The organism is Eubacteriales bacterium mix99 (assembly GCA_038396605.1).
Classification (GTDB): Bacteria; Bacillota; Clostridia; order Caldicoprobacterales; family DTU083; genus UBA4874.
Genome location: CP121690.1, coordinates 2,388,764 through 2,404,535, shown reverse-complemented (window position 1 = coordinate 2,404,535; position 15,772 = coordinate 2,388,764). Strand labels below are relative to the sequence as shown.

Genomic DNA, 15,772 nt, shown 5'->3' with positions numbered 1-15,772 from the left:
TTCATATTCCTCCCTGCAATTGCAATATCAATTCCTCATTCCGATCCACACGACATTTTTCCGCCAGAAGGATGGCTTCTATCTTTTGAACGGCTTCCTCCACCGTGTCGTTTACGATAATATAATTATATCGCCTGACAAAATTGATTTCTTCAAAGGCACAATGAAAGCGTTTCAGTATAACATCCCGGCCCTCGGTTCCACGCCTGGTAATTCGCTCCTTCAGCTCGTCCATGGTCGGAGGCACGATAAAGAGAAACACACCCTTTTCAAAACGATCCTTCACCTGAAGGGCACCCTGAATGTCAATTTCAAGAATCACATCCTGTCCTGCCATCAAATGCTGCTGTACGTACTTTTTGGGCGTACCGTAATGATGTCCGTAGACCTCTGCGTATTCGAGAAACTCATTCTCCTCTTTCATTTTTTTAAACTCTTCCGGTGTCCGGAAGAAATAATTGATTCCATCCTTCTCCCCAGGCCTGGGCGGCCTGGTGGTAACCGAAACAGACAGAACCGTCTCCGGATGCCTGCGGAGCCATTCCTTACAAATGGTACCCTTACCCGCTCCGGATGGACCGGATATCACAATCAACAAACCCTTTTTCCTCATGCTTTCATCCTTTCAAGATGATTCATTTCCCGGCTTACTCCTCTTCTCCATCCATATTGGCGGTATCCCTGGAATTCAGCCGATGAGCCACTGTCTCCGGTTGAACCGCAGAGAGAATAATGTGATCACTGTCCATAATGATCACTGCCCTGGTCCTGCGTCCATAGGTGGCATCGATCAGCATGCCCCGGTCCCTGGCATCCTGGATAATCCGCTTAATGGGAGCGGACTCCGGACTCACGATCGCAATCATTCGGTTTACGGAAACTATATTTCCAAACCCGATGTTGATTAACTTGATCCTCATATCTGAAATTACCTGCTTTCTGTATTACTCAAGATTTTGAACCTGTTCACGGATTTTCTCCATCTCACTTTTCAGGGAAACCACCTGATTGGTGATGAAAAGATCGGACGCCTTGGAGCCGATGGTATTCGCCTCCCGGTTCATTTCCTGCATCAGAAAATCCAACTTTCTTCCAATCGGGCCGCCTGTTTTCAATATTTGCTGCAATTGCCCGATATGACTTCGCAACCGGATGATTTCCTCCGTAATACTGGACCGATCTGCGAAATAGGCAACCTCTGTATTGAAACGGGTTTCCTCCAGATCGGAAGACGAAAGCAAATCCTTCAGACGTTGTTCCAGCTTTCTGCGATATTCCTCCACTACAAGGGGAGAACGCTCCCCGATAGCATCCACCATTTTCAGAATCACAACGGAACGGTCCCGGATATCCTCCATCAGAAACTGTCCTTCCTTTTTCCTCATCCTCGTCAATGCCTGCAGTGCCTGCTCCAGTGCAGAAGTCAACAGGGTCCGCAGAGCATCTTCATCCTCCTCAGCTTCGTTTACGGTAAAGATATCCCCAATACCGGACAGAGTCGCCAGATCCGGCTTATCCTCTATATCAAACTTTTCAGCCAACTCCTGAAAAGCCTTTCGATATGCATTTGCCACACGTTCGTTTACGGAAACAGCGATCAGATCCTGTGCTTTGTTTTCATACTCCACCGTAACATCCACCCGCCCGCGGGTAACCACCTGCTGGATCTGTTTCTTGGCATCCTCTTCCAGCATGGACATACACCGTGGCATATGCATATGAATATCCAAATAACGATGATTGACGGTTTTTATTTCCGCATGGACTTTACGGCGGGCATCTTCCGCTTCCCCCCGTCCAAATCCCGTCATGCTCAGAACCATGAACAGCCTCCCATCTTTCCTGTTTACCATCTTTCCTTGTATTATAGCCCAGTCCAGGCAGGCTTTGCAAGTGGTAACCGGAAAATTCGTGAAACGGTTCCGCGATATTGTTTCTACGCGTCGGCCTTCCCGCATATGGATAGTATGTAGAATCTTTTCATTGGAGGGCTTGGCATGTCACAATCCATAACCGGAAATCCCATATTGGATTTTACCCTGGTTCAATCCCTGTCCATATTTTATCTGTCGGAGGCAACTCTGCCAATGGTAAAATGGCAGACTTCCGAGGATCCCCTGATCCGCGGACTGCCTTGTCCTCCGGTTGTCGCACTGTATGAAAAGGCGGCCGGAAGGAAACTGGGGATGCTGCCCCATACAGACCGGCCCAGTATGAAAGCAACCGGATACTCCATACAGGTATTATCCCGCCTGTCTGAAATTTTACCCAAATTTGTCACCGAAGAGCAATCCTTTTTGGCAAAGCCATCCTACCGGCAGGAATGGAGCGCCATTGCCGGGCTGCAGCTGCAGTTTTGTCTGGAATATGTCGCAGAAACCCCCTGCTCCATTGAAGAAATCTCCACTGTCCTGGAAGGGGGATCCACCTTTCTTCAAACCAGCCCTGCACAGAAAAGCGCCTCTGATTTTGATCCGGAAATCCGCCGCCTGTATGACAAAATAGCCGGGGATACGGACATTTCCAACATCCGGACCATGGATCTGGCCCATGCCGCCCTGGCGGCCTCTGTCCGGGACACCCAAAATGGCGGGCACGGGCGGGACTCTTTCCTGACTGCCACCTCTCTGGAAATCCTGAGCCGCCGGAGCCGGTCCGGACTGTTTCATTACGGACCGGACGGATCCGCTTCCGCTCCCATGGGCCAGCAGTTCTACATATTGAATGCCCTGCTGCGTTCCTTTCCCTTTGTCAATCTGGAAACCGTGCTGGAAGAGATATTCCATCTGTTCAGCAATCTTTACAACATTGCCTATCAGCAAGCTTTTAATCTGTTTACCTTCAAAAAGAAAGCCATCAGCTATACCGCATTTGAGATCGGATCCGTCCTGTCCTGCCTGGAGGAGATCTCCCGCTATTCCGGGGAAACGGAACAAAAAGCAGCGATAGACCGGATAAGGAATACCTTTCTGGACCACATGATCCAATCCTATGCTCCGATCCATGAGAAGGAAATACGAAAGCTTCTCCGATGGATTTATCTGTCCCGGGAAGGGCGGGTTTCCATGAAGGAAAAGCCCGTTGTCCTTACCCTGTTTCCAAAGAGGCTGCAGCTTCGATATCCGGGTCCTGTGCCGGACTGGAGCCGCAAAAATATCATCAACCAGGCGGAACTCCTTTTTCTTTGCCATTCCCTGCTTTCCATCCCGGAAACAAACGCTCAGGAGAAAGCGGCTTTCTCCATGAAACTGGATTCCCCGGCACTGGAAGCGCTCCGGTCGCTGATGGAACTGCTTCGGTCCGATTGAGAAGCCGCGTCCTGCAAAGAAACTTCTCTACTTCAGCAGATTCATCAGGCCCTCCTCAGTGAGAACCGGGATTCCCAGTTCCTGCGCTTTGGTCAGCTTGCTGCCGGCTTCTTCCCCGGCAAGAATATAGGATGTTTTTCTGGAAACGCTTCCGGATACTCTTCCCCCATAGTTTTGAATCAGCTCGGAAGCCTCTTCCCGGGTCATGGACGGAAGAGTACCGGTCAGAACAAAGGTCTTGCCGGCCAGACGCCGGTCCACGGTTCGTTCCGCTATCCGGGATATCATGTTTACGCCGGCTTCCCTCAGCCGCTCCAGAAGCACGTGGGCATCTTCCCGGCCAAAATAATCCAGAATATCCTGTACCATAATATCCCCGAAATCCGGCAGCACAATCAATTGCTCATAGGTTGCATGGGCCAGGGCATCCATATCCGGAAAGTGCATGGCAAGGACCCTGGCGGATTGTTTTCCTACATTGCGGATGCCAAGTCCGGTGATCAGCCGGTCAATATCGTTCTCCCTGGAGGCATCAATGGCGTTCAGAAGATTATCAGTTCCCTTTTCCTTTCCAATGAGCCCTTTCTCAATCAATTCTTCACGGAAATCCTTCAGATGATAGATGTCCGCAAAATCCTTGATATAGCCTCCTGTCATGAGGGCTTCTGCGGTACTGGGCCCAAAACCATCGATATTCATGGCATCCTTGCAGGCAAAATAGATGATCCTGCGGACTGCCTGGGTAAAGCAATTGGTTCCGGTACAACGGATATCCGCACCGTTTTCATCCCGCAGTGCCGGAGAACCGCATATGGGACAGGTGGACGGGATCACAAAACGCTTCGTTCCTTCCGGACGCTTTTCCGGAAGACTCTGCAAAATCTCCGGAATAATGTCACCGGCTTTTTGAACGATCACCGTATCGCCAATGCGAATATCCTTTGCGTCCATATAGTCCTGATTATGGAGAGAAGCCCTGGAAACCAATGTGCCTGCCAGCCGAATCGGCTTCAGCACCGCCAGGGGAGTCAGCCTCCCGGTACGTCCCACCTGGATCCGGATATCCTCCACAGTGGTTTCCTTCTGCTCCGGCGGATATTTGAAGGCAATGGCCCAACGGGGTACCTTGCTGGTCATGCCCAACCGTTTCCGGTCCTCCAGACTGTCCACCTTGACAACTGCCCCATCAATGCCAAAGGAAAGGTCCCATCTGGTTTCCCCTATTTTTTGAATATTGTCCCACACTTCCCCTGCCGTTTTGCAGACCGCAAAATCCGGGCTGACCGGAAATCCCTGCCGGGACAGCCAGTTCAGGGTCTCCGAGTGGGAATGGAAATCCCTGCCCCGGGATACCTCCAGATTAAAAACATAGATATCCAGGTCCCTTTCCCTTACCACGGCAGAATTCAGCTGCCGCAGGGTCCCGGCAGCCAGGTTTCTCGCCGTCCGGTAGACGCGGCCCCCGATCTCCGCCTGCTTTTGATTGGCCTTTTCAAACGCTTCCGTGGACATATAAATCTCACCACGTACTTCCAGATAAGGCAGCTTTGCGGGAATGGTTTTTGGAATGGATGAAATCTCCAGAATATTTTGATAGACGGACTCGCCCACCGATCCGTCTCCCCTTGTAATGCCCTCCTTCAGGATTCCATCATAATAACGAAGAACGACAGACAGGCCATCCACTTTTCTCTCCACCACAAAGACAGGTTCCTTCAGCTCTGTCTGCATCCGCTCCACGAATCCGACAATTTCCCCTTTCGAAAATACATCCTGAAGGCTGACCACCGGCACATCATGCTTTATCTTTTTTAATTCCCGCCTGGCGGTCCCTCCCACCTTTTGCGTGGGAGAGTTCGCATCTGCGTATTCGGGATGCTCCCGCTCCAATCTTCTCAGTTCCAGGGAAAGCTGATCGTATTCATAATCTGAAATCACCGGATCGTCCTGATTATAATATCGATCGTTATGGTATCCAATCTGACGGCGCAGATCCCGGATCCTGTCCCGGATCCTCTCCGAAGGACTCCCCATTCTGTCTTCGTCCATCCTGTCGACTCCTCTCAAATAATTATGGAATCCTTTTTGTCTAAATTCTCTTCAAGGGGGCAAGCTCTGCAGCAAAGCTGCGTATTCCGCCCTGTATAAAAGCCACCTTGATGGTAAGACTGCTTCCCTTCCCCTCCGCCGTCACAACGGTTCCGTTGCCGAACTTGGTATGGTACACCTTATCCCCCGGCTGGAACCGGCCGGCTTTCCCCCTGCCGGAAGGTGCAGCACCACAGGATGCCGGGGTCCCATCCAGTCTTGCGGAGGAAGACGGGCTGCTCCCCGGCAGACCAGTCCCTTCCACAGATCCAGATCCCGCAGGACGCCGGACCCGAGGGCTGTGAAAAGGCACTCCGGCTGCCATTCTGCCATAGACGGATTCCCCGGCTTCCATACCAACCTTCTCCGTCAGCTCCTCCGGAATCTCCTTTAAAAATCGGGAAGGCATGTTCAGATTGGGGGTCCCATACAAGGTCCTTTGGGCCGTATGGGTAAGATACAGCCGGTCTTTCGCCCGGGTGATGCCGACATAGCAAAGTCGCCTTTCCTCCTCCAATTCCTCTTCCGAATCCATGGATCGGGAATGGGGAAACAGACCTTCCTCCAGGCCTACCAGAAATACAATGGGAAACTCCAGCCCTTTGGCACTGTGAAGGGTCATCATGGAAACGGAGGACTTTCCCTCCCCCGGGTCTTCTTCCATTCGGTCGATGTCGGATACCAGTGCAATGTTTTCCAGGAAATCCGTCAGACTGCCTTCCGGATTATTATTCTCAAATTCCCTGGCAGCTGATACAAATTCCTGAATATTTTCCAACCTGCCCTCGGAATCAATGGAATTCTCTTTCTCCAGGGCATTCAGATAACCGGTTTTCTGCAGCAGATCGCTGATAAAATCCGTCAGGGTCCGGGATCCCTTTTCCGCTTTCAGATCAGAAATCAACTCTCCGAACTCCTTTACCCTGCCTGCCGTTCTGCCGGAAAGAACGCCATAGTCCTCCAGGTCCGATATGATATCGAGCATACTGCTGTCTCTTTGGGCAGCCGCCTCCTGCAAGGCAGATAAGGTCACGCTTCCTATTCCCCGCTTCGGTACATTGATAATCCGTTGAAGGCTGACATCATCGGAAGGGTTGTCCAATAAACGCAGATAGGCAATGAGATCCTTGATCTCCTTCCGGTCATAGAATCGAAGACCGCCATAAATGTTATAGGGAACCGCATATTTCATGAAAGCTTCTTCCAGAATACGGGACTGCGCATTCATCCGGTAAAGGATGGCAATGTCCCCGGCCCTCCCGCCTGTGCTGATATGCTTTTTAATCTCATCACAGACAAACTCTGCTTCCTGCTGCTCATTGAATGTTTTGCAGATCCGGATGGGCTCTCCCTCTCCCCTCCGGGTCCAGAGGCTTTTCTCCTTGCGGTGGCTGTTATTGCGGATCACGTGGTTGGCCGCATCCAGAATCCTCTGGCAGGAACGATAATTTTCCTCCAGCTTGACAACCCGGGCATGTGGAAAATCCTTTTCAAACTCCAGGATATTGCGGATATCCGCACCTCTCCAGCGATAGATGGATTGATCATCATCTCCTACCACACAGATATTCTGACAGGTATCAGACAGCAGCTTAACCAGCATATACTGGGCAAAATTGGTATCCTGATATTCATCTACCAGTATATAATGAAATTTATTCCTATAATAATCCAGTACATCCGGATGAAGGTAAAACAGCTCCAGGGTTTTGTTCAGCAAATCATCAAAATCCAGAGCGTTGTTCTTCTTCAGGCTCACTTCGTACGCAGAATAAATGCCGGCAAGCTTCTCCTCCCGGTACTGGCCTGTTACCTCCTTTGCATAATCCTCCGGACTTTTCAGATCATCCTTCAGGCTTCCTATGGCAGCCCGGACCTCTTTTGGCGGAAAGTACTTTTCATTGATATTCCGTTCCCTGAGACAATCCCTGATGACGGTAAGCTGATCCGTATCGTCGTAAATGACAAAGCTGCGGGTATAGCCGAGTTTATCAATGTCCCTGCGCAAAATACGCACACAGGCGGAGTGAAACGTACTGATCCAGATCGCGGAAGCATCCTCTCCCACCAAACGGGTAATCCGTGTCTTCATTTCCCTGGCAGCTTTATTGGTAAAGGTAAGTGCCAGAATAGCGGACGGATAAACCCCGCAAAAACCAAGAAGATTTTCTGCTTCCTCCGGGATTTGCTTTTTCCCAGCACAAAGATCCTTCAGACAATTTTCCAGTACCACAATATCCCTGTCGGTGAGATTCCCGGGGACTGCCTTGCCCTGATAAGCATCCCCGAATCGCACGATATGGGCAACCCTGTTGGTCAGAACAGTCGTTTTGCCGGATCCGGCACCGGCCAGGACCAAAAGAGGCCCTTCCGTTGTCAATACGGCCTGCCGCTGCATATCGTTCAGATGATCATATAATCTTTCAAAAATACGGTCCCTCAGGCTGCAATATTTACGGACGGTATCTGTTGTTTCCATTCCATCACACACCTATGCTGATATTTCTTCCATTATATCATGTTTGCAGCCGTCTTAAAAATAAGGAAAAGTAACAAAAAAGACGTCTTTCTGCTGTTCTCAACGTCAAAGCTGCTTTGGAATGCTTTTACTTGCCAAGCCGGTCCAGAATCAGGCTGTACCCGTCCGCTCCGTATGTCAGGGATCGGTTCACCCTGCTGATGGTGGCTGTGCTGGCTCCTGTCCGATCCGCAATTTCGTGGTATGTGCATTCCTCCCTCAGCATCCTGGCAACCTCCAGCCTCTGCGCCAGGGACTGAATCTCATTGACCGTACAAAGATCCTCAAAAAAGCGATAACACTCCTCCCGATTCTTCAAACATAAAATCGCATCAAATAAAGTATCCATCTGTACACTCTGTAATTTGGATTCGTATTTCATTCTGATCCTCCCGTAATGCTGATTTCTCCTTTCCGTCGGAGATTCCGATATTTGTTTGCCTGCTTCTCTATTTTAACACAGCAGAACAATAAAATGAATAGCTGCGTTCCAATCAAAAAAGTGCTGGTACAGCACTTTTTTAATTTCCTCTATTGCTCCGTTTGATCCGGTTCGCTTTGCTGTGGATCCTCTCCGCTTTCTTCTTCCTCTCCGGCAACTTCCATCTTGGATACCGACACCTCATAAGCCACTCTTTCCTCCACCTCACCTGTGGGGTGCTTCTTCTGATAATCCCTGCTCTGGATTCTGCCCCAGATTTTCAGGTGATCCCCCACATCAAGATCCTGGCAGAACCTGGCATTTCTTCCCCATGCGATGGTCGGTATATAATCCGATTTATTATAGGCGCGATTGACTGCCACCAATAAATCGGCTATTTCCCGTTTGAACGGTGTCGTTCGATAAACCGGCGGTTTGCAGAGAAACCCGTTCAGGAATATCTGATTGGGATTATGGACTTCCTCCGTCCGGTTGGATATTTCCCGTGCAAAAACCGTCAGCACCAACCGGTTTGCACCATCGGCAAACTTATTATAGGACCGGAACTGTCCCTCAATCAAAACTTCCGCACCGACATTCAGATCAACCCCTCCAATCAGACGTTCGGAAATGGTAACCGGCAGCTGATCCACATAATTACTGAGCCTTGGGACGGCAAGAATAAAACTGTAAAACCCTTCTCCGTACATCTCATGGCTGAAACTGAGGGCTGTACTTACTTTCCCTGCCAGAGTAACCCAATTATTATCCGTGGTATATTCCGTCATTCCACGTCCCTCTCCCTTCTGCTTCTCCGGTGTTGACAAGCACGATCTGTTTTGCAAAGAACTGTTCTGCCGTTCGGGATCAATCTTCTGTCTTTATCTGTCTTCCTGTATGATCCATGCGGTAATGATCCTTATAAATCAATTCGGAGACCGGGATAATCGTGTATCCTTCCTTCAAAAGTTGATCCAGAATCTGCGGCAGGGCTTCCGTCGTATATTTCCCGTTATTGTGAAACAATATAATGGATCCGTTCCTCACTTTATGCATCACCCGGTCCACCACTGGCTGAACCCCTTCCTCCTTCCAGTCCAGGGAATCCACGTCCCATTGTATGGGATAGAAGCCCAGCTCGCGGCAGGTTTGTATCAGCAGGTCATTGTAGTCCCCGTAAGGCGGGCGAATCAGATGAACTGCATGGCTGCCGGCCAATTTGCCGATCTTTTTCTGTGTGGTCGTAATCTCGGAAGTCATCTGTTCCTTGCTCAGCTTTGACATTTCCGGATGAGTTGTGGAATGATTGCCGATCTCATGCCCTCTTTCTGCGATCTCCTTTACCCGTTCGGGATACTTATCCACCCAGATCCCGACCAAAAAAAAGGTGGTTCGAATATCTCTTTCCTCAAGAATATCCATGATTTTTGAGGTATATTCGGCTCCCCAGGCCGCATCGAAGGAAATCGCTATCTTCTTCTCCTTCGTTTCCACCGAATAAATGGGAAGCTCCTTCCTTGGATTCAAAAAAACCGCTGCCGTCTTTCGTACCTCCTTCCCATAGCTGTTATCAAGAAATAGGAGGGACAACATGACCAGACAGATCACCAACAGCAGCCTGGTGCCCTTTGCCCTGGACAGATAAATAACTTGCATGTACAACACCTCGCTACTAGTAATCTATTACAGGGCAATCCGGCTTATGACTTATTTTACAGCAGCGTCCTGCAGGACATATAAAAAAAGGCTGTCCTTTCCGGCAGAAAAGGACAGACCGGAATGGGGCAGCACAGGCAGCTATTATTCATAGTTGCGGTATGCAAACTGAATCTCATTATCCATCAATACCATCGCCACGGATTGGCCCCTGGCGGCCCGTGTTTCCATGAAAAGCCGATCCGGGTCGAGCTTTGTTGTTGTCCCGTCCTTTTGAATCAGGATCACATCATAGGGCTCCTTCCGGTAAAAAGCCCGGATAATCTCCCGGCCGTTGGACCGGTTCCGGGCAAACGTAATGGTCCGAAAACCAATCCCTCCACGGCCCTGTCGTTCATAATCCGCAATCGGCGAACGTTTTGCAAATCCTCTGTCCGTCAAAACAATCAGCTCTCCGTCTTTTTCCACCTGCTGTGCAAAAACGACCCGGTCGTTTTTCTTCAGCTGGATTGCCTTAACCCCTGTTGCCGTCCTGCCCATGGGCTTTATCTCACTGCCGCGGAAACGGAGGCTCATACCATTGGACGTGACAATCATGACATCCGGACTTCCGTCGCTGTATTCCGCTGAAAGAACCCGGTCCCCTTTCCTCAGGCCGCAGGCTTTCAGCTTTGCCTTCCGGGAATCGTATTCGGCCAATGCGGTTCGTTTCACCAGACCGCCTTCCGTGTAGAATTGGACATACCGGGAGTCCTGAAATTCGGAAACCGGTATCACCCCGACCACTTTCTCCCTGCTGTCCAGCCCGCGGAACAGCCGGGCCAACGGAACCCCTTTCTCCTTCCATTTTCCCTGCGGAATATCCTTGCCGAGAATTCCGTAACAATTTCCCATATCAGTAAAGAAAAGGATCCGGTGATGGGTGGCGGAGTTCACCAGAAATTCAATATAGTTTGTCTCCCCGGGCTTCCCCTCTCCCGTATCATGATTGGAATGCCGGAATGATTTCGCCGGAATGCTTTTGATTTCCTGATTTCGGGTCAGCGCTATGATGATATCTTCAATGTAAATCAGGTCTTCCGTCTTGATTTCCGCTTTGCCGGCATCTTCCACGATCTCCGTTCTTCTTTTGTCCGCATATTTTTCACGGATCTCCTGCAATTCCTTCTGAATCACCTTGCGCAGCTGAGTTTTGGAAGATAGAATCGTCATCAGGCGATCCATCCATTTCCGGATCCTGGCATATTCCTTCTCCAAACTCAGAATTTCCATATTTGTCAGCCTCTGAAGCCGCATGTCCAGAATGGCCTGCGCCTGCACCTCCGTCAGGGTAAATTCCTTCTGCAGCCTTTTGCGTGCTTCCTTCGGATTTTTGGAGGAGCGAATGATGGAAATCACCTGATCAATATTGTCAACGGCGATAATCAGACCCTCCAGGATATGTGCCCGGGCTTTGGCCTTGTCCAGATCATACTGGGTCCTCCGGGTGACAACCGTTTCCTGATGCCGGATATAGTATTGGACCATGGATTTCAGATCCAGCTGCCTCGGTTTTCCATCTGCAATCGCTACCATGTTCACACCAAAAGTCGTCTGAAGATCGGAATATTTGTACAAATAATTCAGTACTTTCTGCGCATCCGCATCCTTTTTGATCTCAATGACAGCCCGGATCCCGGTACGGTCCGACTCGTCCCGGATATCTGAAATACCGGTCAGGACGCCTTTTCTCTTTTCACTGAGATGCAGTATTTTCTCCAGCAGGGCAGCTTTGTTGATCTGATAGGGGATTTCAGTAATGACCAGTTGCTTTTTCCCACCCGGGAGCTTTCGGATATCCACCTTTGCACGCAGAACGATTTTCCCTTTTCCCGTTTCATAGGCTTTTCGGATACCATCCCTGCCAATAATGTAACCCCCGGTGGGGAAATCCGGCCCGGTGATCTTTTGAAGCAGCTGATCCATGGAAATCTCCGGATCATCCATAACGGCAATGACACCGTCGATGACCTCTCCGAGATTGTGAGGCGGTATATTGGTAGCCAGGCCCACGGCAATACCAGAAGAGCCGTTCACCAGCAGATTGGGATAGCGCCCCGGCAGGACAGCCGGTTCCTTCAGGGTATCATCAAAGTTCAGGTCAAACGGTACGGTCTCTTTTTCAATATCCCGAAGCAGTTCAAGGGCAAGCGGCGTCATCCTGGCTTCCGTGTAACGCATTGCAGCAGCGGAATCCCCGTCCATGGAGCCAAAGTTCCCATGACCGTCCACCAGGGGATCCCGCATATTGAAGTTCTGGGCCATGCGGACCATGGCGTCGTATACGGAAGTATCTCCATGGGGATGATATTTTCCCAGACAGTCCCCGACAATTCTGGCAGATTTCTTATAGGGCTTGTCCGGTGTCAGTCCAAGTTCATTCATCGTGTAAAGTATCCGCCGCTGAACCGGTTTCAGCCCGTCCTCCACCCTGGGCAGCGCCCGCTCCATAATGACATATTCCGCATAAGGCATCATGGATTCGTGCATGACATCCTCCAGAGGTTTCCGAAAAACCTTACTGGGGTCCTGTACAAACGATTCCTTTTTCTTCTTTCCTGCCATGATTTAGACCCCCATTTCCTGAATAATGTCTTTTTTGTTGAAGTTCGCATAAGCGGTTATGTATTTGCGCCGGGATTCGACCTTGTCTCCCATAAGGATGGTGATCCGTTTCTCCGCCTCTGCCGCATCCTCAATCCCCACCTTCACAATGGCACGATTGGCGGGATTCATGGTGGTTTCCCAGAGCTGTTCCGGGTTCATCTCTCCCAGCCCCTTATATCGCTGAACAGTATACCCTTTTCCTATCTTCTGCACCTTTTCCCTCAGTTCGTTATCATCGTACGCATATTCCACACGGCTTTTCCCGGCGATCCGGTAAAGGGGTGCCAGTCCGATGTAGACATGCCCTTTGGTAATCAGTTCCTTCATATAGCGAAAGAAGAACGTGAGCAATATCGCCCGGATATGGGCTCCGTCCTGATCCGCATCGGCCAGGATAATGACCTTGTGATATTTCAGGTTGCTTAACTTGAATTCTTCTTCAATACCGGTACCCAATGCGGAAATAATCGTGCGGAATTCTTCATTGGCCAATACCTGATCCAGACGCTTTTTTTCCACATTCAGCGGTTTCCCCCGAAGCGGAAGGATTGCCTGAAACCGTCTGTCCCTTCCCTGCTTGGCAGAGCCTCCTGCAGAATCCCCTTCGACAATAAACAGCTCATTCTGTTTGGTATCCCTGCCCGTACAGCTGGCCAGCTTCCCCACCAGCGGCGCAGCCTCCAGACTGTTTTTCTTCCGCGTGATATCCTTTGCCTTTCTGGCTGCCTCCCGCACCTTTGCTGCGCGGATTGCCTTTTCCAGTATAAGCTTCAGGGTCTCCTGATGATCAATATCCTCCAGATAAAGGCCCAGCTGTTCCGATACGATGGCTTCCATGCCGATACGGGCCTCCGGATTGCCCAGCTTGGTCTTTGTCTGACCTTCAAACTGGACATTATGCATCTTAATCGAGAGCACGGCGGTCATACCTTCCCGAAAGTCTTCCCCGCTCAGCCCCCCATTTTTTCCCTTGTACAGGTTCTGCGTTCGTACAAAATCGTTCAACATCTTCGTAACTGCTGTCTTGAAGCCCGTTTCGTGGGCCCCGCCTTCACTGGTCGGAATATTGTTGACATAGGAAAAAATACTTTCCGTATACGAATCGGTATATTGAATGGCTACCTGAGCATGGATGCCTTCCTTTTCCCCTTCAAAATAAATCACTTCCGGATGGATCACGGATTTGTCCTCATTCAAATATTCCACAAAGTCCTTCAGGCCGCCGGAATAATGAAAAACATCCTTTTTCCCCTTTGCTTTCCTTTCATCTATGAGAATCAATTGAATCCCTTTATTCAGAAAGGCCAGTTCCTTTAATCTCTTGGCGATCACATCTGCATTCATGTGAATATCCGGAAAAACCCGGTCATCCGGCAAAAATCGGATCTTTGTCCCTTTCTTTTCCGTTTCCCCCACATGTTCCAGATGCGTAACCGGTTTGCCCACCTGCATCTTACCGTTTTCCTCATAACTTTCATATTTCTGCCGATATAATTGTCCATCAATGGCCACTTCCACTTCCAGCCATCTGGAAAGTGCATTGACTACAGAAGCTCCCACACCGTGGAGCCCTCCGGAATAATTGTAATTATTTGTATTGAACTTGCCTCCGGCATGAAGTTGCGTAAATACCACCTGGACACCTGGTATTTTCAAGGTGTCATGCATCCCGATGGGGATCCCCCTGCCGTCATCCCGGACTGTAACGCTGCAATCGTCGTGCAATATCACCTCCACGGTGGTTGCAAAGCCGTTCGCTGCTTCATCCACGGCGTTATCGACAATCTCCCATAATAGATGGTGAAGGCCCCTGGCACCGGTTGTGCCAATATACATTCCAGGCCGCAGCCTGACTGCATCCAATCCCTCCAATACCTGTATATCATTTGCTCCGTAGCTTTTGGTCATAGTTCCTTTCGTCCTCCCCATAAAGAACAAACGTTCCTGTTGTATGCTCTTTTCCCATTATATCACGGATTATCCCGGTGTAAAATCATCCGGGAACCGCTTTTGGAAAGAAAAGCCTGCCGGATCCGATCTTCCGCCAGACGAATCTCCTCCTGTACTTCCGGGTTGTTTTCCTCCTCCCCGGCAGCCTTCAGGATACCTTCAGCCGGCACTCCGCCCAGTTTTCCGATAGCCCACGCGCTGTGGGCACGGATGGGGGGATGAGGATGGCGAAGTGTATGAGCCAGCAAGGGAAGATAAGACAGATCCCCGGAATTTCCTGCGGCAATTACGGCCATGGACAGAATTCTACGTGGCCTGGCATAATTTTTCCCTATGGTATCCGCAACCGGCACCATATATTTCTTCAGACCGGCAGCATAATCGGAAAGCAGCTTTCGGATTGGAAAGATTTCCTGCCCGGATTCTGCTTCCACAGCATTACGGTACCCTTCCCGGTTCCTGGGACAGGCAATCTGACAATCCTCGCAGCCCAGCATGCGGTCCCCGAGCTTTTCCCGTACCCCGACAGGCACGATTCCCGGAGACATCATGTAGGAGCGCAGACAGCGCCGGATCTGCACTACACCGTTTTCCGCTATGGCATTCATGGGGCAGGCCCGGATGCACAGCCGGCAATCCCCGCAATCACACAGCTCCCCCGGGTCAATATTATCGGCAGGAAGGACTGCATCCGTAAGAAGGACATGCAGGGTCATAAGAGACCCGGACTGATGATTGTGGATCAGTCCGTTTCTGCCATATTTTCCAAGACCTCCGCGATAGGCAATTTCCTTCATCGGCAGAGGAGGATCGACTTTTACCTGATATCCGTCTTTCTGAAGAACGGCTCCCAGGTCCTTCATGGCTTCTCTTGCTTTCGGATAGGCGGCATAGTGTGCGCTGTAATACCCTTTGCCCGGGGAAAAAGGATATTGATACACAGCATAGGGACAGGCAGCCGCAATAATCGTCCCCGCATCCGGCAGTACCGTCCGGGCGTCCTGGGTAAGTCCTCTTTTCTCCCAGTAACCGGCTGTGTCCGGATCAAAAAATTTGCGTATCTGAATTCCCTTTTTCCAAAGCGGGAAAGACCGGACCGGCAAAAACGCAATGGGATCCAGTCCCAGTTCCTCCGCCCTCTTCCGGATGATTTCCTTTCTGTCTGTCTGATCCAATTTCTTTCCC

General features: G+C 50.3%; 12 protein-coding genes. 1 reads left to right on the top strand and 11 read right to left on the bottom strand.

What is annotated here, in order from left to right:
* Position 1: 1 nt before the first annotated feature.
* Genes gmk through QBE55_10550 form a run of 3 tightly spaced genes read right to left on the bottom strand, consistent with a single transcriptional unit; the run spans position 2 to position 1,823 of the window.
* Positions 2 to 613, bottom strand: coding sequence for a guanylate kinase (gmk, locus tag QBE55_10560; GenBank protein WZL77971.1), 612 nt, complete (start codon positions 611 to 613; stop codon positions 2 to 4).
* A gap of 34 nt (positions 614 to 647) precedes the next feature.
* A complete protein-coding gene (locus QBE55_10555) occupies positions 648 to 920 on the bottom strand; it encodes a DUF370 domain-containing protein (GenBank protein WZL77970.1) in 273 nt (90 codons plus the stop codon).
* 24 nt (positions 921 to 944) lie between these two features.
* Positions 945 to 1,823 (bottom strand): YicC family protein, encoded by an 879-nt coding sequence (locus tag QBE55_10550; GenBank protein WZL77969.1) that lies wholly within the window; start codon positions 1,821 to 1,823, stop codon positions 945 to 947.
* 174 nt (positions 1,824 to 1,997) lie between these two features.
* Between QBE55_10550 and QBE55_10545 the strand changes: the two genes are divergently transcribed.
* The gene (locus tag QBE55_10545; protein WZL77968.1) at positions 1,998 to 3,308 is read left to right on the top strand and encodes a hypothetical protein; all 1,311 of its coding nucleotides are present in this window, start codon (positions 1,998 to 2,000) and stop codon (positions 3,306 to 3,308) included.
* A 27-nt stretch (positions 3,309 to 3,335) separates the two neighbouring features.
* On the opposite strand, the gene ligA is transcribed toward QBE55_10545, so the two are convergent.
* The 8 genes from ligA to QBE55_10505 all read right to left on the bottom strand — a co-directional run bounded on the left by ligA (position 3,336) and on the right by QBE55_10505 (position 15,762).
* Positions 3,336 to 5,357 (bottom strand): NAD-dependent DNA ligase LigA, encoded by a 2,022-nt coding sequence (ligA, locus tag QBE55_10540; GenBank protein ID WZL77967.1) that lies wholly within the window; start codon positions 5,355 to 5,357, stop codon positions 3,336 to 3,338.
* Between the two features lie 40 nt (positions 5,358 to 5,397).
* On the bottom strand, positions 5,398 to 7,875 hold the full coding sequence (locus tag QBE55_10535; GenBank protein ID WZL77966.1) for a 3'-5' exonuclease: 2,478 nt from the start codon (positions 7,873 to 7,875) through the stop codon (positions 5,398 to 5,400).
* 127 nt (positions 7,876 to 8,002) lie between these two features.
* The gene (locus tag QBE55_10530; GenBank protein ID WZL77965.1) at positions 8,003 to 8,296 is read right to left on the bottom strand and encodes a YerC/YecD family TrpR-related protein; all 294 of its coding nucleotides are present in this window, start codon (positions 8,294 to 8,296) and stop codon (positions 8,003 to 8,005) included.
* Between the two features lie 149 nt (positions 8,297 to 8,445).
* On the bottom strand, positions 8,446 to 9,123 hold the full coding sequence (locus QBE55_10525) for a single-stranded DNA-binding protein (protein ID WZL77964.1): 678 nt from the start codon (positions 9,121 to 9,123) through the stop codon (positions 8,446 to 8,448).
* 79 nt (positions 9,124 to 9,202) lie between these two features.
* Positions 9,203 to 9,991 (bottom strand): polysaccharide deacetylase family protein, encoded by a 789-nt coding sequence (locus QBE55_10520; protein WZL77963.1) that lies wholly within the window; start codon positions 9,989 to 9,991, stop codon positions 9,203 to 9,205.
* A gap of 144 nt (positions 9,992 to 10,135) precedes the next feature.
* Complete coding sequence (gyrA, locus tag QBE55_10515; GenBank protein ID WZL77962.1) at positions 10,136 to 12,595, bottom strand: DNA gyrase subunit A; 2,460 nt, start codon at positions 12,593 to 12,595, stop codon at positions 10,136 to 10,138.
* Between the two features lie 3 nt (positions 12,596 to 12,598).
* Positions 12,599 to 14,545 (bottom strand): DNA topoisomerase subunit B, encoded by a 1,947-nt coding sequence (locus tag QBE55_10510; GenBank protein ID WZL77961.1) that lies wholly within the window; start codon positions 14,543 to 14,545, stop codon positions 12,599 to 12,601.
* 62 nt (positions 14,546 to 14,607) lie between these two features.
* A complete protein-coding gene (locus QBE55_10505) occupies positions 14,608 to 15,762 on the bottom strand; it encodes a 4Fe-4S double cluster binding domain-containing protein (protein WZL77960.1) in 1,155 nt (384 codons plus the stop codon).
* Positions 15,763 to 15,772: the final 10 nt, after the last annotated feature.